The sequence below is a fragment of the Streptomyces sp. NPDC001933 genome, assembly GCF_042890955.1.
GTDB lineage: Bacteria > Actinomycetota > Actinomycetes > Streptomycetales > Streptomycetaceae > Streptomyces.
On the sequence record NZ_JBIASS010000005.1, the window covers coordinates 350,523 to 368,368 of the forward strand.

A 17,846-nucleotide genomic window follows, 5' to 3' on the forward strand; every position below is an offset into this window, starting at 1 on the left:
CGGAGCCGGCTCTCCTGCGGCGTGACGGGCAAGGCGCAGCCGACCGCCACGCGAGCATGAGGCATCGAACGGATGAACGGCACCGGCCTGGCGTGTGGTGCCCGTGGGGTGCGGACAGCGATCAGGGCGACCAGTCCCCCCACCATCGGGAGCGGCCCTGATGCGCAGGTCTCTTGTCCTTTCCACGGTGCTGGCGGCTCTCCTCGCGGGTGCCTCCCTCTCCCCCGCCCCGGCTCAGGCCCGGCCGGCCGGGCCGAAAGCCCGGCACGCGGCGGACGCCGGCCTCTTCTACACCAACGGCGACCACGTCCACGTCTCCAGTACGCCCCCGGCGACGGCGTCCGGACACGGCTGGTGGGTGCGGGTGAAGGGAGGGAAGCCCGGCGAGAAGGCCAAGGTCACCATCTGGCTCCAGGCGAAGGACCGGCACGGCAAGTGGAAGTCCGTGGCCAGCGGGTCGAAGAAGGTGAAACCGACCAAGGGCAAGGCGAGCAGCACCCATCGGGCCAACGCCCGTAAGGCGTGCGAGGGCCGGAAGAAGACGCAGTGGCGGAGCCTGATCGACGTGGACGTCATCGGCGAGGCCGACTCCCCGGAGAAGGCCGTCACTGACACGATGACCTTCAACTGCGGCGCGGGCGTGTAGGGAGAGGCAATGGGTGATGCGGTGCGGGACGCGACCCTGCTCATGGGCGTGCACGGAGTCCTCACCCGGCATCCCTGGCTCACACCGCCCGAGGGCGCTTCGGCGTCCGGCCCGCCCGAGGACACCTCGGATTCCGGTTCCGACGTGGCCGAGGACGCCTCGGAAGCCGAAGACGTCGACGTCTTCGGCCTGGCGGTGAACCGGGCCGAGGCCTACGGGTGGAGCAGCACCCTGCTGGGCGCCGGCATGGAGCTCGGCGGAAGCCGCTGGGGGCACAACGACGCGGGGGAGGACTGGACGCAGGACGGGCGCGTCCGGGAGATCGGCTGGCTCCAGGTGGACGTGTCCTCCTGCCTGAACCGGCAGCGACTGCCCGTGCTGCCGGTGGCGACGGTCCTCGGCGATGTGCTGCGGCAGGTGGGCGATGTCCGGGTCACCGGAGTGCACACCGTTGCACCGGTGCATCTGGCGCCGGATCCCGCCGCGGCTCTGCTGTACGCCGCGCATTGGTACGAGCTGGCCGATCCGGGCGCGGCCAGGGACATCACCGTGACCGTGTCGGGCCGCGATGCGGGGCTGCCGGGCCGGGCCGGGCGCGTCCGCGACGAGGCGCTGGCGTGCACCTACGGCCGGATGACCGTCGAGCCGGAGAGCACCGCCGTGAACCTCCCGGGTCTGTCCCGGTCGCCGACCGGGAAGGTGCAGACCGAAGGGATGCGCCGGGCCCTGGCCTTCCGCTGCCGGGTGCCGGTGTGGTCCCTGGACGCGGCGGCCTGGACCACGGAGGTCTTCGTCGAGGCGCTCCGTTCCACCGGCACCGCGGAGCCCGTCCTGATCACCGTCTCCTGCTGAGCGGACGCCGGTCCCAGCGCCGCCCCGCCCCGTACTTCGGCCTCAGCGCCGTTCGCGTTTCGCGTCCCGCACCCGGCGCAGGCGGTTCACCGTGACCGGGTCCTCCTCCAGTGCGCGGCGGTCGTCCAGCAGGGCGTTCAGGAGTTGGTAGTAGCGCGTGGGCGAGATGCCCAGCTGTTCACGGATCGCCCGCTCCTTCGCCCCGGGGCCGGACCATGACTGCCGTTCCACCGCGAGCACGGCACGGTCCCGGTCGGAGAGGCCGTCCGTGTCGTCGGGGCCATGCGTGGGGGCGGTCATATCAGCCAACATATCGCCCGTCCGGAGGGCCGCCACCCGCTACTCCGCGCGCTCCGCCGCCGCCGAGTCGCGCGCGATCCTCCCCAGCACGCTCCGGGGGCTGCCGCCCGGTGCGACCGCCTTGCCGATGTTCTCCTTGATCGACTCGCTGGACCGGGCCCAGGACGTCTTGCCGAACGGGTAGAACTGCGAGTCCGGCAGCGCGGCCAGGAACTTCCACAGCGGCTTGAACCTGGCGTCGGTCTCCATCGCCGCGGAGGCGCTGTCGGTGACCGGCAGCAGGTCGTACTCGTCGGCGAAGTCGATGACGTTCTTGTCGCTGAACATGTAGTCGAAGAACTTGCCCAGCGGCACCCGGTGGCCGTTCTGCTTGAAGCCCATGATCCAGTCGGCCACGCCCAGCGAGCCCTTGCTCGGGCCGTCGATGCCGGGCAGCGGCACCATGCCGACGGAGATGCCCTTCCGCTCGGCCTCCTGCATCAGGGTGGGATGGCCGTTCAGCATCCCGACCTTGCCGTCGGTGAACGCGTCGAACGCCTTCTGGCGGTCGAGCTTCCCGGGGGCGACGGGGCCGACGAGGCCCTTGTCGACCAGATTCGATTTCAGCCAGTCGAAGGTCCGGATGTTCTCGGCCGAGTCGATCGCGTACGAGCCGCTGTCGTCGGTGAAGCCGCCGCCCCCGCCGAGCAGCCACATCGCGGTCTCGGCCTGCGGCTCCTCCGGGCCGAGCGGCAGCGCGTACGGGTAGGCCACCCCGCGCTGCCTGAGCACCGTCGCGTCGTCGCGTATGTCGCTCCAGGTCTTCGGGGCGTCGAGGCCCGCCTGCGCGAAGAGCTGCTTGTTGTAAAAGAGCAGCCGGGTGCTGGCGACGAACGGCAGTCCGTACTGGGTGCGGTCCACGCTGCCCGCCTCGGCGAGGGGCGGCAGGAAGTTGGCCTGGGTGCGGATGGAGAGCATCTGGTCGGCCCGGTAGAGCTTGTCGGCCTTGGCGTAGTCGGCGTACGCGCCGATCTGGGCGATGTCGGGGGCCTGCCCCTTCTTCACCATCGCGGCGACCTCGCGGTCGACCTTCTTCCACGAATAGACGTTGACGTCGACCTTGATGCCGGGGTGGGTGGCCTCGAAGCCCTTGACCAGCCTGTTCCAGTACTTCTCGGAGCTGTTGGCCGGGCCGGTGCCGTAGTCGGCCGCTACGAGCTCGAGGGTGATGTCCTCCGGGCCGCCACCCATGCTGCCGCAACCCGACAACGTCGCTGTCATGCCCAGAGCGGTCACTGCCGCGATCAGTACCCGGTGGCGCAGCTGCACAGCCCAGTCCGTCCTCGTCCATGGCGTCGTCCGTGCCGGCCACGCCGTCGTGGGGCGCTCCGGACGAGGTGCGATCCTCCCCCAGGCTGTTGCCGATGGTCTACACCAAAGCGGTCTCGCTTTCGCAACGTAACCGGGCCTGCACCCGGTCGTGTTGGGCCTGACCGGGGGGCATGGCCGACGCCCGACGCCTACCGCTGAGCAGGCTTCGACGCGGACACGACCCGGACCGGCCGCGCAACCTCTCGCGCAGCGTGATCCTTTCCTCCTGAGACCGACCGGAGCGGTCCGGGACGGCCCGGGTCCCGCGCCACGCGATCTTGGCAGCGATTTTGTATGGATCCGCAACAAACCGGGATAGTGGACTAGACCTTTTTGGATCCTCGGGCGAAACTGTTTCCCGTGAAACACGTCATCGCCCTCGATGTGGGCGGCACCGGAATGAAGGCCGCACTGGTCGGGGCCGACGGCACCCTGCTGTACGAGGCGCGGCGGGCCACCGGCAGAGAGCGCGGCGCCGAAGCCGTCGTGGAGTCGATCCTCGCCTTCGCCTCCGATCTGCGGGCGTACGGCGAGGAGCACCTCGGCGAGAGCGCGGTAGCGGCCGGTGTCGTCGTGCCCGGCATCGTCGACGCCGAGAACGGGGTCGCCGTCTACGCCGCGAACCTGGGCTGGCGCGACGTGCCCATGCGGCAGCTGCTCGGCGAGCGGCTCGGCGGCGTCCCCGTCGCACTCGGCCACGACGTACGCACCGGCGGGCTCGCCGAGGGCCGGATCGGCGCGGGCAAGGGCGCCGACCGCTTCCTCTTCGTACCGCTGGGCACCGGCATCGCCGGGGCCATCGGCATCGCGGGCAGGATCGAGGCGGGCGCGCACGGGTACGCGGGCGAGATCGGGCACATCGTGGTCCGGCCGGACGGGCCGGACTGCAGCTGCGGGCAGCGCGGCTGTCTGGAGACCCTGGCCTCCGCCTCCGCCGTCAGCCGCGCCTGGGCCGCCGCGTCCGGCGACCCCGAGGCGGATGCGGCGGACTGCGCGAAGGCCGTCGAGTCCGGCGACCCGGCGGCGCTGGAGGTCTGGCGGAACGCGGTGGACGCGCTCGCCGCCGGACTGGTCACCGCGCTGACGCTGCTCGACCCGAGCACGCTCGTCATCGGTGGCGGTCTCGCCGAGGCAGGGGAAACCTTGTTCACACCACTCCGTGCGGCCGTCGAGGAACGCGTCACGTTCCAGAAGCTGCCCCACATCGTCCCGGCGGCCCTCGGGGACACCGCCGGATGCCTGGGCGCAGGGCTGCTCGCCTGGGATCTTCTCTCCACGGAGGTATCCGCCTGATGGCCGGACGCGCAGACAGCACAGTTCTCGCAGGCGCCCGGGTGGTGCTCCCCACCGGGACGGTCGAGAACGGCCGGGTGATCGTCGAAGGCACCCGGATCGCGGGCAGCGCGGCCGAGGACGCCCGGACCCTCGACCTGAGCGGCCACTGGGTGGTCCCCGGCTTCGTCGACATGCACAACCACGGCGGTGGCGGCGCGTCCTTCACCTCAGGCACCGTGGACGAGGTCCTCACCGGCATCCGGACCCACCGCGAGCACGGCACCACCACGCTGGTCGCCTCCACGGTCACCGGCGAGATGGACTTCCTCGCCCACCGGGCCGGCGTCCTGTCCGAGCTGGTGGAGCAGGGCGACCTGGCCGGCATCCACTTCGAGGGACCGTTCATCTCGCCGTGCCGCAAGGGCGCGCACAGCGAGGAGCTGCTGCGCGACCCGGACCCGGCCGAGGTCCGCAAGCTGATGGACGCGGCGCGCGGCACCGCGAAGATGTTCACGCTCGCCACCGAACTGCCGGGCGGCATCGACTCGGTGCGGCTGCTCGCCGAGCACGGCGTCATCGCCGCGATCGGGCACACCGACGCCACGTACGAGCAGACCGTCGAGGCGATCGACGCGGGCGCCACCGTCGCCACGCACCTCTTCAACGCGATGCCGCCGCTCGCCCACCGTGAGCCCGGCCCGATCGCGGCGCTGCTGGAGGACGAGCGGATCACCGTCGAGCTGATCGACGACGGCACCCATCTGCACCCCGCGGCCCTGGAGCTGGCCTACCACCACGCGGGCGCCCACCGCGTCGCGCTGATCACCGACGCCATGGACGCGGCCGGCTTCGGCGACGGCCTCTACCAGCTCGGCCCGCTCGCGGTCGAGGTCGAGGACGGCGTCGCGCGGCTGGTCGAGGGCGGATCGATCGCCGGCTCCACGCTCACCCTGGACACCGCCTTCCACCGGGCCGTGACCATCGACGGGATCCCGGTCGGCGACGTCGTGCAGTCCATCTCCGCCAACCCGGCCCGGCTGCTCGGCGTGTACGACAGGGTCGGCTCGCTGGAACCGGGCAAGGACGCGGACCTGGTGGTCCTGGACGCGGACTTCGGGCTCAAGGGCGTCATGCGCAAGGGCGAATGGATCAAGGAGCCTCAAATCGGCTGATCCGTCCCAATATTGACGACCGTTCGAATAAGTAACGAAGAGACGGCGGTTGGTCCACAGCTCTGGGCCGACCGCCACCTCTTTGGCATGATCGCCTGGAAAACAGCTGGAGAAAGCGCATTCCTTCCAAGGTCTCGCGCTTCGGAGCAGGGATCGAGGGAGCGGCCGCGGTGATCCTCACGGTCACACTGAATACGGCACTCGACCTGACGTACGGCGTCCCGGAACTCGTCCCGCACGCCAGTCACCGCGTCAGTGAGATGTCCGAGCGCCCCGGCGGCAAGGGACTGAACGTGGCCCGGGTGCTCTCCGCACTAGGCCACGAGACGGTGGTCACCGGCTTCGCCGGAGGCTCCACCGGGGCGGTGCTCCGCGAACTGCTGGCCGGCCTGCCCGCCACGGACGCGCCCGGCCCCGGAGCCCCCGCGCCTGAAGCCCCCGCGCCGACCACCCCCGCCCCCATCGCTCCCGCACCGATCACCGACGCTCTCGTCACCGTCGCCGGGAACACCCGCCGCACCATCGCCGTCGTGGACCGGGCGACCGGCGACACCACCCAGCTCAACGAACCCGGACCGCCCGTCACCGCCGACGAGTGGGCCGCCCTCCTCGGCCGGTACGAGGAGCTCCTCGCCGGGGCCGACGCCGTCGCGCTCTGCGGCAGCCTGCCGCCCGGCATACACGTCGGCGCCTACGCCGAACTGGTCCGTGCGGCCCGCGCCGCCGGTGTCCCCGTGCTGCTGGACACCAGCGGCGAACCGCTGCGCCGCGGCATCGCCGCCCGCCCCGACCTGATCAAGCCGAACGCCGACGAGCTCGCCCAGCTCACCGGCTCCCGGGAACCGATGCGCGCCACCCGCGACGCCCGCCGCCGCGGCGCGCACGGGGTCATCGCCTCGCTGGGCCCGGACGGCATGCTGGCGGTCACCCCCGACGGAATCTGGCAGGCAGCGCCGCCCGCCAGGGTCCTGGGCAATCCGACCGGCGCGGGCGACTCCGCGGTGGCCGGGCTGCTCTCCGGACTCGTCGAGGGGCTGAGCTGGCCGGACCGGCTGCGGCGGGCGGTGGCACTGTCGACGGCGACCGTGCTCTCCCCGACAGCCGGTGATTTCGACCGCGCGGCCTACGAGGAGCTGCTGCCGCGCGTCGGAGTCGAGGAACACACACCGGCGGCCCGATAGGCCGCGCCCGTCCCGAACCGGCCCGACCGCTGGTTCGAAAGAAGTAGCAAGAGGTCAGCATGCCGCTCGTCAGCACCGGTGAACTCGTCTCCGCCGCCCAGGCCGAGGGACGCGGGATCGCCGCCTTCAATGTCATCACGCTGGAGCACGCGGAGGCCATCGCGGCCGGCGCGGAGCGCGCCGGCGCCCCCGCCATCCTCCAGATCTCCGAGAACGCCGTGAAGTTCCACGGCGGACGGCTCTCCGCGATCGCCGCCGCGGCCGCCGCCGTCGCCCGCACCTCCGGCGCCCCGCTCGCCCTCCACCTCGACCACGTCGAGTCCGTGGAGCTGCTGCACCAGGCGCACGCGGAGGGCTTCGGCTCCGTCATGTTCGACGCCTCCAAGCTGCCGTACGAGGAGAACGTACGGGCCACAGCCGCCGCGGTGGCCTGGGGCCACGAGCACGGCATCTGGATCGAGGCCGAGCTCGGCAAGGTCGGCGGCAAGGAGGGCGAGGCCCCGCTCGACGCCCACGCCCCCGGCGTCCGTACCGACCCGGCCGAGGCCGCCGCGTACGTCCGCGACACCGGGGTGGACGCCCTGGCCGTCGCGGTCGGCTCCTCGCACGCCATGACCGAGCGCACCGCCGCCCTGGACCACGAGCTGATCGGCCGGCTCCGCGACGCCGTCCCGGTCCCGCTGGTGCTGCACGGCTCCAGCGGCGTCCCGGACGAGGAGATCCGCCGGGCCGTCGCCGCCTCCGGCATGGTCAAGATCAACGTGGGCACGGCGCTGAACACCGCGTTCACCGGTGCGGTACGGGCGTACCTGGCCGAGAACACCACGGGCGTCGACCCGCGGAAGTACATCGCCCCGGGGCGCGAGGCGATGGCCGCAACGGTGGCCGGCTTCCTGGCCCTGATGGGCTGACCGACCGGGCATCACGCAGTGGAAAACGGTCCGGCCCCATCGCCTCGCTCGGGCGATGGGGCCGGACCGTTCTCGTCACACACTCAGCGCTTCACGTGACCGGCCTTCAGCGACAGCTGGTCCAGATTGGCGTCGCACTGGTCGCCCTCGTTGCAGGAGATCATCAGGGTGTTCGCACCCTTGTTGAGATTGACGTAGGCGAACGTGTTCGTCCAGCCCTTCTCCAGATCGCCCTCGGGGGCGTTCGCGTAGTTCTTCATGTTGATGCCGCGCGGGGCCTCGGAGTTGACCGTGAGGGACGTCTTGGCGTCCTTGCCCGGCACTCCGTACGTCACGAACAGCGTGTACGGACCGGCCTCCGGCACCTCGACCGACCAGGTCGCGGACCTGCCGACCTCGTTGAGGTTGATGTACTGGCCGTTGGAGCTCTCGGCGCCCTTGACCGTGTTGTCCAGCTGGGCCGTGCCGCCGAGCTTCAGCGTCGCCGCGTCCTGCTCGGGCAGCTCGACCGGGGCCTTGGAGCTCGGCGACTGCTGGGGCTTCGGGGACTCATCGACCTGGCTGCCGGGGCCCGCCGAGGAGGTGCCCTCGTCCCTCTTCTTGTCCTTGTCCGGGTCACCGGTGAGCAGCGCGGCGCCGATCCCGATGAGCACGACCAGAACCACCGCGACCGCGGCGATCAGCAGGCCCTTGGTGTTCGGCCCGCCGCTGCCGGAGGAACCGCCGGACCGGCCGCGGCCACCCTGCTGCGGAACCTGCGCGGTGGAGGCGCCGGGGTACGTCTCGGGGGCGGCGTACTGCGCGTTCGGCTGGTGGTACCCCTGCTGCTGGCCGTACGCCTGCTGCTGCGGCACCTGCTGGCCGTACTGGCGCTCGCCGACGGTGCGCACCTGGTTGTACGAGGTCCGGGGCACACCCGGCTGCGGGGCCGCCGGTCCCGGGTAGCCGTAGCCGCCCTGCCGCGGCGGCTGGGCGCCCGCCGCCTGTCCGTCCTCGTACAGGTAGCCGAACGGATCGTCGTCCTCGGGCTTGTTTGCGCCGTTGTTGCCGGCCGTCATCCCTGGGTCACTCCTCACCATGTCGCCAGCCGTCGCCGGATATCGCCAGCCGTGGCCGACCGGCCGAGCCTACCCCGAACGGACGACGCCGAGAATTGCCGTCGGCCGTACCGGAAGCACGGCGGAGCACGGGGACCGCGCCCCCGTGAACGTCAGCCGGCCCTGCGGTGAACCTTCGACCGCGACCGCTTCTCCACGTACATCCGCTGGTCGGCGGAGCGCAGCACCTCTTCGGCGGTCATGCCGCAGGCGGCCCAGCCGATGCCGAAGCTCGCCCCCACGCGCACCGCCCGGCCGTCGACCCGGATCGGCGGAATGATGGCGTTACGGAGGCGTACCGCCAGGTCCGCGGCGTCCGCGTTGCCGAGCCCGTCGGCCAGGACGACGAATTCGTCACCCCCGAGCCGGGCCACGGTGTCGCCGTCGCGGACACAGGTGGTGAGCCGGCGGGCGACCTCGATCAGCACGGCGTCACCGGTGTGGTGGCCGAAGCGGTCGTTGATCGACTTGAAGCCGTCGAGGTCGCAGAAGAGGACCGCGAGCCCCTTCGCCCCGTCGTCGTGCTCGGTGTCGGGTGCGACGGAGTGCACATGGTGGTCGTACGGGCCGCCGGGCGCCGGGTCCACCTCGTAGCCGTGCGCCATCCGCGCGTCCGGGTCGTCGACGTCGCCGTAGGCCGCGTCCAGCGCCTCCACCGGGGTGGTGGCCGTGGAGTCCGGGCGTTCGCAGAGCCGGGCGCCCAGCCGGGAGCGCAGCTCGGCGCTGTTGGGCAGTCCGGTGAGCGCGTCGTGCGAGGCGCGGTGCGCCAGATGCAGCTCGTGGCGCTTGCGCTCCTCTATGTCCTCGACGTGGGTGAGCAGGAAGCGCGGGCCGTCCGCGGTGTCGGCGACGACGGAGTTGCGCAGCGAGACCCAGAGGTAGGTGCCGTCCCGCCGCCCGAGCCGCAGCTCGGCGCGCCCGCCCTCGGCGGAGGTGCGCAGCAGCGTGCCGATGTCCTCGGGGTGGACGAGGTCGGCGAAGGAGTAGCGGCGCAGGACGGACGCGGGACGGCCGAGGAGCCGGCACAGCGCGTCGTTGGTGCGCAGCAGCCGGCCGTGCTGGTCGCCGCCCATCTCGGCGATGGCCATGCCGCTGGGGGCGTACTCGAAGGCCTGGCGGAAGGACTCCTCGCTGGCCCGCAGCGCCTGCTGCTCCCGTTCGAGCCGGACGAGCGCCCGCTGCATGTTGGCCCTCAGCCGGGCGTTGCTGATCGCGATGGCGGCCTGCGACGCGTACATCTGGAGGGCCTCGCGGCCCCAGGCGCCGGGGCGGCGGCCGTTGCGCGGGCGGTCCACGGAGATGACGCCCAGCAGATCGGCATCGCCGCCGGACGCGTACATCGGGGCGTAGAGGCGGTCCTGGGGGTGCCACTCGTCCTCGAACCGGGGGTCGGGCCCGTCGGTGTGCCACTGCGGTACGTCGTCGTCGAGGAGGACCCAGCCGTCGGTGTGCGGTATGAAGCGGAGCTCGTCCCAGGCCCGCCCCATCGACAGCCGGCGCTCCCAGGAGGTGCGCGAGCCGACCCGGCCGGTGATCAGGGCCTCGGCCGCGCTGTTGCCCGCGAAGGCGGCGACGACGAGGTCACCGTCGGCGCGGACCAGGTTCACACAGGCCAGCTCGTAGCCGAGACCGTTGACGATTCCGTCGGCCACGGTCTGCAGCGTGTCGGCCAGGCTCCGCGCCGTATTGAGATCGGCGACGGCCTGGTGCAGCTGCCGCATCGTCGCAAGGCGGACGTACGGCTCCGACTCGGCCTCCATTGCTCGCACTCCCCGAGACCTCGACAGCACTCCAGGTTTCATATCGACGTACTTACTGCAGTGTCACCGCAACTGAATCACAGTGAGCTGTGCAGTCGGTACACAGGGTCAACAAATATTGCGCTCTGTGACTCAAGTCACAACAGATGGTAAAGGGTCGCGAGTGCCGTACGGATCCGCTCCGTACGTTCCTTGAACGCGGATCCTGGCTCTCCCTGACCACGGGTCCTAGGACCCGGCTGGTCCCCTGGCCCGATGCGGAGGCACGCGCCGCGCGATTAGCGTGCCCGATGTGTTGCAGACGAAGACCCCCGCCCCGCACCCCCGGCCCATCCCCCATGCTGAGGGGGTGAGCAACGATGAGTTCCGTGGCGCCCTCGCCCGGCTGGCCGCAGGCGTCGTGCTGATCACCGCCCAGGAGCCGCCGCTGGACGAGAACGGGCGCGGCGAGGACGTCGGCATGACGGCGACCGCCTTCATGTCGGTCTCGCTGGACCCGCCCCTGGTGATGGTCAGCCTGCGCAACGACTCCCGGATGGACGACCTGCTGTCGGAGCAGCCGCTGTGGGCGGTGTCGGTGCTCGCCGAGAGCCAGCGGCACGTCGCCGGACGGTTCGCGATGAAGGGCCGGATCAGCGACCGGCTGCTGTTCGAGGACATCCCCTACAAGCGGGGGGAGGTCACCGCCGCGCCGTTGATCTCAGGAGCGCTGGCCACGCTGGAGTGCCGGACCGAGCAGCGGGTCGTGGCCGGTGACCACACGCTGGTGATCGGCCGGGTGCTGAGCGCGGCGCTGCCCAGCGCGGAAGGGTCGCCGCTGACGTACTTCCGGGGGCGGTACCGGCAGCTGGGGTGAGGACGGGGGCGGGGGCGGGTGCGGGCGCCGGCGCAGGAGTCCGGGCCGTCACGGGTCACCGAGCCGCCGCAGGCACCCGGACCGTCGCAGGTACCCGGACCGTCACCAGTCGCGGCCGGAGCGGCCGCGCTTGGTCTCGCCGCGCTGCTTCTTCTCGCGCAGCCGGCGTTCGTTGATGCCCCGCGGGATGCGCGTCTTGCGGCGCGGCCTCGGGGGCGGCGCCGTCGCCTCGGCGAGCAGCGAGGCGAGCCGTACGAGAGCGGTCTCGCGGTTGCGCCACTGGGAGCGGTGCTCGGAGGCGCGCACCGAGAGCACCCCGCCCACGAGCCGGCTCTCCAGGCGCTGGAGCGCCCGCTCCTTCCACACCTCGGGGAGCGACTCGGTCGCCGCGAGGTCGAAGCGGAGCTCCACCTGGGAGTCGCTGGTGTTGACGTGCTGCCCGCCGGGCCCCGAGGACCGCGAGAAACGCCACATGAGCTCGGCCTCCGGCAGGGAGACCGAACCGCGGATGACATAGGGCCCGGACATGGCACCCATGTTCCCCGGACCGAGGGGTGTTCGTCACCTTCTTTTGCAGTACCGCCCGTCGGGCCGACCGGGGGATTTCGGTAAAGAAAGTAAAGGGGTCAGGAACCTCCTGACCCCTTCCCCGCGTTATGGCCTGTGACGGTAGCTTCGTGATGGCATGAAGCCCGCATTCGACGATGAAAGGGACTTCCCATGGCTGTAAGCCTGTCCAAGGGCGGCAACGTCTCCCTCACCAAGGAGGCCCCGGGCCTGACCGCCGTCACGGTCGGCCTCGGCTGGGACGTCCGCACCACCACCGGCACCGACTTCGACCTCGACGCCTCGGCGATCGCGGTCAACCCGGCCGGCAAGGTCGTCTCGGACGGCCACTTCGTCTTCTTCAACAACAAGTCGACGCCCGACCAGACCATCGTGCACACCGGTGACAACGTCACGGGCCAGGGCGAGGGCGACGACGAGCAGATCAACGTCAACCTGGCGGGTCTGCCGGCCGACGTCGACAAGATCGTCTTCCCGGTCTCGATCTACGACGCCGAGACCCGCAGCCAGAACTTCGGCCAGGTGCGCAACGCGTTCATCCGCATCATCAACCAGGCCGGCGGCACCGAGATCGCCCGCTACGACCTGAGCGAGGACGCCGCCACCGAGACCGCCATGGTCTTCGGCGAGCTGTACCGCAACGGCGCCGAGTGGAAGTTCCGCGCCGTGGGCCAGGGTTACGCCTCCGGCCTGCGCGGCATCGCCCAGGACTTCGGCGTCAACCTCTGACGCACAGGCACCATCGCGAAAGCCCCCGGCCGTTGGGCCGGGGGCTTTCGCATGCGCGCGGCCCGATCGCGTGCGCGCCGGCTTCTGCCGGGCGCGCGGCCGGATCAGGTGCACAGCGCCCCGTATGCGGCGTCACCGGACATCCATGCCCAACTCCCGTCGATTAACGAACACATGTGTATTCCATTCGGACAAGAAGTGGTCAAATAAATGTGAGGTATTTGTTAGTGCACCGTCAATGTTGCTCATTCGGTGGCACGCTCTCCGCTCGTAACCCCCCACGGAACGAGCAACGGAGAACGCATGACCCCCCACATGAACACCCGTCGCGCCGCAGCCCTGGCCGCCGTGGCCGCGATGGTCGTCGTAGGCATGCAGACCGGTGCGGCGAACGCCGTGCCGGACAACGGAAATGACGCCCCCTCCGCCACTCGCAGCGCCGTCCCCTTCGGCGCGAACAAGGCCTCGGTGCGCACCGCCGCCATCAAGTCCGCACAGGGCGAAGCCTCTTCGACCGCCGACTCGCTCGGTCTCGGCGGCAAGGAGAAGCTGGTCGTCCGCGATGTGATCAAGGACGCCGACGGCACCGTCCACACCCGCTACGAGCGCACCTACGACGGTCTGCCCGTCCTCGGCGGCGACCTCGTCACCCACACCGCCCCGGGCGGAAAGCTCAAGGGCGTCACCAAGGCGACCAAGGCCCGGATATCGGTGCCGTCCACCACCCCGAAGATCAAGACCGCGGCCGCCGCCCGCAAGGTGATCTGGGCCGGCTCCGGCAAGCCCGTCCTCGCCCTGGAGACGGTGAAGACCGGCGTGCAGAAGGACGGCACGCCGAGCCGGCTGCACACCATCACCGACGCGCTCACCGGCAAGAAGCTCCAGAGCTACGAGGCGGTCGAGACCGGCGTCGGCCACAGCCAGTACAGCGGCGACGTCGACCTGACGACCACCGGGTCCGGCTCCGGCTTCGAGCTGACCGACGGCGACCGCGGCGGCCACAAGACGTACGACCTCAACCAGGGCGAGAGCGGCACCGGCGACCTCGTCACGGACGACGACGACACCTGGGGCGACGGCACCGGCGACGACCGCCAGACCGCCGCCGTCGACGCCGCCTACGGCGCCGCCCAGACCTGGGACTTCTACAAGTCGGCGTTCGGCCGCGACGGCATCGCCGGTGACGGCAAGGCCGCGTACTCGCGGGTCCACTACGGCGACGCGTACGTCAACGCGTTCTGGGACGACAGCTGCTTCTGCATGACGTACGGCGACGGCGCCGACAACAAGAGCGCGCTGACCGCCCTGGACGTCGCCGGCCACGAGATGAGCCACGGCCTGACCTCGTCCACCGCCAACCTCGACTACTTCGGTGAGTCCGGCGGCCTGAACGAGGCGACCAGCGACATCCTCGGCACCTCGGTCGAGTTCGCCGCCGACAACAGCACCGACGTCGGCGACTACCTCATCGGCGAGAAGATCGACATCAACGGCGACGGCACCCCGCTGCGCTACATGGACGAGCCGAGCAAGGACGGCGGCTCGGCCGACTACTGGGACAGCAGCGTCGGCGACCTCGACGTGCACTACTCCTCCGGCGTCGCCAACCACTTCTTCTACCTGCTGTCCGAGGGCAGCGGCGCGAAGACCATCAACGGGGTCGACTACGACTCCCCGACCTCCGACGGCTCGACCGTCACCGGCATCGGCCGGGACAAGGCCGTCCAGATCTGGTACAAGGCCCTCTCCGAGTACATGACCTCGTCCACCGACTACGCGGGCGCCCGTGAGGCGACCGAGAAGGCGGCGACCGACCTGTACGGGGCGGACAGCGCCGAGCTCACCTCCGTCCAGGCCGCCTGGAGCGGCGTCAACGTGAAGTAGCCCGAACAGCGCGGTACTCCGGGAGCCGGTCAGCCCTTCGAGGCGGGCCGGCTCCTGCCGTACAGCCAGGTGTCCCACAGCTCCGTCAGGTCCTGACCGGTCGTCTTCTCCACGTAGGCGGTGAAGTCGGCGGTCGACGCGTTGCCGTGCCGGTGCGCCTTCGTCCAGCCCTTGACGAGCGCGAAGAACCGCTTGTCGTCGTCCACAGCCTGCCGGACCTTGTGGACGACCATCGCCCCGCGCCCGTAGACCGGCGGCTGCGAGATGTCAGCGGCCGTCGGCGGATCGGCCGGCGGGAAGGCCCAGTTGTCGTCGTCCGCGAAGGCGTCGTCGAACAGGTCCTGGATCGGGACGCCCTCCTTGTCGGCCTCCCACAGCCACTCCGCGTAGGTCGCGAAGCCCTCGTTGAGCCACATGTCGCGCCAGCTCCGGGGCGTCACGGAGTCCCCGAACCACTGGTGGGCCATCTCGTGGACGAGCAGCCCGGCGTCCGGCGGCCCGGGGAAGAAGGACCGGGTCTGGGCCTCCAGGGCGTAGCCGGCGTCCCCGTGGCGCTCGACGACCGCGCCCGTGGCGGAGAAGGGGTACGGGCCGAACCGCTCCGCCTCCCACTTCATGACCTCGGGAATCCTGGCGAGAATCCGCGCGCTGTCCTTCGCCACCGTCGTGTCCGCGGCGGTGAACACCTCGATGCCGTCCGCGGTCGTCGAGGACTTCGTTTCGAAGCGGCCGATGGCGACGGTCGCGAGATAGCTCGCCATCGGTTCGGGGGCGTGCCAGCGGAACGTGGTGGTGGTGCCCGAGCCGCGCCGGGAGACCAGCTCGCCGTTGGACACCGCCGTCAGCCCCTTGGGAACGGTGACGGCGATGTCGTACGACGCCTTGTCGCTGGGGTGGTTGTTGCCGGGGAACCAGGCCATCGAACCGGTCGGTTGACCGAGCGCGACCGAGCCGTCCGCCGTCCTCAGCCAGCCCTCCTTCGACCCGTCGGGATCGGTGATGGTGAGCGGGGAGCCCGAGTAGCGGACGACCGTACGGAAGGTCCTGCCCTTGCGCAGACGGTCGGCGACCTCCGCGTCGGGGCGCAGCGTCAGCTCGTTCCCCGCCCGGTTGACGGCGGCGGGGCGGCCCTCGACGGTCGCGGAGTCCACGGTGAGCCCGGCTAGGTCGAGGTTGAAGGCGCTGAGGTCCTGGGTGGCGCGTGCGGTGATCGTGGCGGTGCCGCGCAGCCGGTGGGCGGCCGGGTCGGCGTCCAGCACGAGGTCGTAGTGCGCGACGTCGTAGCCGCCGTTGCCGAGCTTCGGGAAGTACGGGTCGCGCAGCCCGGCGGAGCCGGGCCTGCCCTCGACGCCGCCCGAGCAGCCGGTGGACGTCGTCAGCACCAGCAGGACGAGCGCGGCGGCGCGTGCCGTGCGGCGTACGGGTGTTCGCTGATCCACAACGGCGATCCTAAGCGTGGAATGTCCGATTCGTGGGATGTCGGTCAGCGGATTCAGAGGATCGCGATGCCCAGCGGACGCGCGCCCGCGACCAGTTCGAACGGGCGCTTCCTGCCCGTGAGGTCGACGACGGTGATGCCGTTGCCGTACCCGTCGCGGGTGAAGCCCTCGGTGACGTACGCCGTGCGGCTGTCGGCGGAGACCGTCACGTCCTCGTGCGGCCCGTCCAGCGGCACGACCCGCTCGGAACCCCCGGGGGTACGGATGGTCAGGGACGGGCCCTTGTCGTCGGAGAGGATCGGGCCGGTGCCGACGACGAGCAGGCTGCCGTCGGGGGCGAGCGTCGCGCCGTGCTGGTGGGTGTTGGCGGTCATGCGCTCGATGGTGCTCCGCCCGGTGCGCGGATCGAGGACTACGAGGCGTTCGCCCTCGAACGGCAGCAGCAGCTTGCCGTCCGCGGGGCGCACGACGGCGTAGTGCGGCTTCAGCCAGGAGCCGAGGCCGCCCTCGGTGCCGTACGGGGCGACCTCGTGGCGCCGCGTCCTACGGCTGGACGTGTTCACGGCCGTGACGTCGAAGGAGTCGTGGCCGGTGGCGTAGACCTCGGTGCCGTCCGGCGAGACGTCCACGTCGAAGGGGCGGCGGCCCACCGGAACCGTGTCGGTCACCTTGCGGGTCGCGGTGTCGATGATCTCCAGCACACCGTTGCGGCCGGGCACGTTGACGCCGACGTAGACGTGCCGGCCGTCGGGGGCCAGGGCGATGCCCATGCCGCCGCCCCGGTACTCGCCGGTCGTGACGGGGCCGGTCCGCGTCTCGTACGGGATCCGGGCGAGGCGGGTGCGGGTCGCCGTGTCGACGACCGCGACGCCCTCGGCGGTCGCCACCCAGGCGGTGCCCTTGCCGTCGACGACGAGGCCGTACGGGGCGGTGCCGACCTCGACGGAACCGAGCGTCCGCCGGTCGTGGCCCGGATCCGGGTCGACGAACGTCACGGTGTCGGCGCCGAAGTCGGCGACGAGGAGTGTGCCGTGCGGGGTGGCCGCGGCGGAGGGCTTCGACGGGGCCGGTGAGGGGGCAATTGGGGCGGTGGCGGTCGGGGTGGTCGGTGCGCTGTCCGGCGTGCCGGGCGTGGCCGGGGCTGCCTGGGTGCCGCCCGCACAGCCCGCGAGGACCGCCGCCGCGGCGAGTGCCGGCACCGCGTGGCGCACGTTCACCGGGCACCCCTCAGCAGCGCGGCGATGTCCGCGAAGCCACGGCGCTCCGCGTGCTCCAGCGCGGTCATCCCGTCGCCGTCCGCCAGGTACACGTTCGCACCGGCCGCCAGCAGGAGCTCGATGACCTCCTGGTGCGCCCGGCCGCCGTCGCCGAGGATCACGGCCTCCAGCAGGGCCGTCCAGCCGAGCCGGTTGACGTGGTCGACGTCGATGTCGGTGACGCGGAGCAGCTCCCGTACGTAGGCGGCGTGGCCGCGCTCGCTCGCCGGGATGAGCACGATGCCGCCGAAGCGGTTGCGGAGCTTCGGATCGGGGCCGGCCGGCAGCAGGACGTGCAGCATCGGGACGCTGCCGGTGACCCCGGTCGCCAGCCAGGGGCTCTCCTCGCGCCCGTCCTGGGCGTTCGGGTCCGCGCCCGCCGCGACCAGCAGCCGGGCGGCCTCGACGTGGTCGCCGTGGACGGCGAGGAGCAGCGGGGTGCGCAGCTCCTCGTCCCGGCAGTCGACCCTGGCGCCGCCCTCGATCGCGGACCGCACGCGGTAGGTGTCGCCGGTGCGTGCGGCGTCGAGCAGTTGTCGATCGAGGGCGTTCATCTCGTACTCCTGTTGCT

Annotated in this window: 17 protein-coding genes; 9 read left to right on the forward strand and 8 right to left on the reverse strand. The window is 71.3% G+C overall.

Annotated features, from left to right (window positions below; genetic code table 11):
* The first annotated feature begins 160 nt into the window (after positions 1-160).
* The gene (locus tag ACFYY7_RS15420; RefSeq protein WP_388661740.1) at positions 161-646 is read left to right on the forward strand and encodes a hypothetical protein; all 486 of its coding nucleotides are present in this window, start codon (positions 161-163) and stop codon (positions 644-646) included.
* A 9-nt stretch (positions 647-655) separates the two neighbouring features.
* Positions 656-1,498: a hypothetical protein gene (locus ACFYY7_RS15425; RefSeq protein ID WP_388661742.1), complete on the forward strand. Its 843-nt coding sequence runs from the start codon at positions 656-658 to the stop codon at positions 1,496-1,498.
* 42 nt (positions 1,499-1,540) lie between these two features.
* On the opposite strand, the gene ACFYY7_RS15430 is transcribed toward ACFYY7_RS15425, so the two are convergent.
* On the reverse strand, positions 1,541-1,798 hold the full coding sequence (locus ACFYY7_RS15430) for a DUF3263 domain-containing protein (protein ID WP_266730802.1): 258 nt from the start codon (positions 1,796-1,798) through the stop codon (positions 1,541-1,543).
* Positions 1,799-1,837: 39 nt separating this feature from the next.
* Positions 1,838-3,058: an extracellular solute-binding protein gene (locus tag ACFYY7_RS15435; protein ID WP_388662024.1), complete on the reverse strand. Its 1,221-nt coding sequence runs from the start codon at positions 3,056-3,058 to the stop codon at positions 1,838-1,840.
* A gap of 450 nt (positions 3,059-3,508) precedes the next feature.
* Between ACFYY7_RS15435 and ACFYY7_RS15440 the strand changes: the two genes are divergently transcribed.
* The 4 genes from ACFYY7_RS15440 to ACFYY7_RS15455 all read left to right on the forward strand — a co-directional run bounded on the left by ACFYY7_RS15440 (position 3,509) and on the right by ACFYY7_RS15455 (position 7,687).
* Positions 3,509-4,441, forward strand: coding sequence for an ROK family protein (locus ACFYY7_RS15440; protein ID WP_266730807.1), 933 nt, complete (start codon positions 3,509-3,511; stop codon positions 4,439-4,441).
* The gene (nagA, locus tag ACFYY7_RS15445) at positions 4,441-5,595 is read left to right on the forward strand and encodes an N-acetylglucosamine-6-phosphate deacetylase (protein WP_388661745.1); all 1,155 of its coding nucleotides are present in this window, start codon (positions 4,441-4,443) and stop codon (positions 5,593-5,595) included. The genes ACFYY7_RS15440 and nagA overlap by 1 nt, the downstream gene beginning before the upstream one ends.
* Before the next feature lie 170 nt (positions 5,596-5,765).
* Positions 5,766-6,776 (forward strand): 1-phosphofructokinase family hexose kinase, encoded by a 1,011-nt coding sequence (locus tag ACFYY7_RS15450; RefSeq protein ID WP_388661747.1) that lies wholly within the window; start codon positions 5,766-5,768, stop codon positions 6,774-6,776.
* Between the two features lie 59 nt (positions 6,777-6,835).
* A complete protein-coding gene (locus ACFYY7_RS15455) occupies positions 6,836-7,687 on the forward strand; it encodes a ketose-bisphosphate aldolase (protein WP_388661749.1) in 852 nt (283 codons plus the stop codon).
* An 83-nt stretch (positions 7,688-7,770) separates the two neighbouring features.
* Here the strand turns inward: ACFYY7_RS15455 and ACFYY7_RS15460 are convergent, their stop codons facing one another.
* Complete coding sequence (locus ACFYY7_RS15460; RefSeq protein ID WP_388661750.1) at positions 7,771-8,745, reverse strand: carbohydrate-binding protein; 975 nt, start codon at positions 8,743-8,745, stop codon at positions 7,771-7,773.
* Between the two features lie 152 nt (positions 8,746-8,897).
* Positions 8,898-10,544, reverse strand: a complete 1,647-nt coding sequence (gene cdgB / locus ACFYY7_RS15465; RefSeq protein ID WP_266730817.1) for a diguanylate cyclase CdgB — start codon at positions 10,542-10,544, stop codon at positions 8,898-8,900.
* Between the two features lie 349 nt (positions 10,545-10,893).
* On the opposite strand from cdgB, the gene ACFYY7_RS15470 reads away from it, so the two are divergent.
* Positions 10,894-11,400: a flavin reductase family protein gene (locus ACFYY7_RS15470; RefSeq protein ID WP_383717044.1), complete on the forward strand. Its 507-nt coding sequence runs from the start codon at positions 10,894-10,896 to the stop codon at positions 11,398-11,400.
* Positions 11,401-11,502: 102 nt separating this feature from the next.
* On the opposite strand, the gene arfB is transcribed toward ACFYY7_RS15470, so the two are convergent.
* A complete protein-coding gene (gene arfB / locus ACFYY7_RS15475) occupies positions 11,503-11,937 on the reverse strand; it encodes an alternative ribosome rescue aminoacyl-tRNA hydrolase ArfB (RefSeq protein ID WP_266730820.1) in 435 nt (144 codons plus the stop codon).
* A 183-nt stretch (positions 11,938-12,120) separates the two neighbouring features.
* Between arfB and ACFYY7_RS15480 the strand changes: the two genes are divergently transcribed.
* Together ACFYY7_RS15480 and ACFYY7_RS15485 are read left to right on the forward strand one after the other, a co-directional pair.
* Positions 12,121-12,696, forward strand: a complete 576-nt coding sequence (locus ACFYY7_RS15480) for a TerD family protein (RefSeq protein ID WP_072487943.1) — start codon at positions 12,121-12,123, stop codon at positions 12,694-12,696.
* Positions 12,697-12,999: 303 nt separating this feature from the next.
* A complete protein-coding gene (locus ACFYY7_RS15485; protein WP_388661753.1) occupies positions 13,000-14,580 on the forward strand; it encodes a M4 family metallopeptidase in 1,581 nt (526 codons plus the stop codon).
* A 29-nt stretch (positions 14,581-14,609) separates the two neighbouring features.
* On the opposite strand, the gene ACFYY7_RS15490 is transcribed toward ACFYY7_RS15485, so the two are convergent.
* From ACFYY7_RS15490 to ACFYY7_RS15500, 3 genes are read right to left on the reverse strand one after another with little or no spacing between them, the layout of a single operon-like run.
* The gene (locus ACFYY7_RS15490) at positions 14,610-16,019 is read right to left on the reverse strand and encodes a M1 family metallopeptidase (RefSeq protein WP_388661754.1); all 1,410 of its coding nucleotides are present in this window, start codon (positions 16,017-16,019) and stop codon (positions 14,610-14,612) included.
* A gap of 53 nt (positions 16,020-16,072) precedes the next feature.
* Complete coding sequence (locus ACFYY7_RS15495; RefSeq protein ID WP_388661756.1) at positions 16,073-17,236, reverse strand: hypothetical protein; 1,164 nt, start codon at positions 17,234-17,236, stop codon at positions 16,073-16,075.
* On the reverse strand, positions 17,233-17,829 hold the full coding sequence (locus ACFYY7_RS15500) for an ankyrin repeat domain-containing protein (RefSeq protein ID WP_388661758.1): 597 nt from the start codon (positions 17,827-17,829) through the stop codon (positions 17,233-17,235). The genes ACFYY7_RS15495 and ACFYY7_RS15500 overlap by 4 nt, the downstream gene beginning before the upstream one ends.
* Positions 17,830-17,846 lie beyond the last annotated feature (17 nt).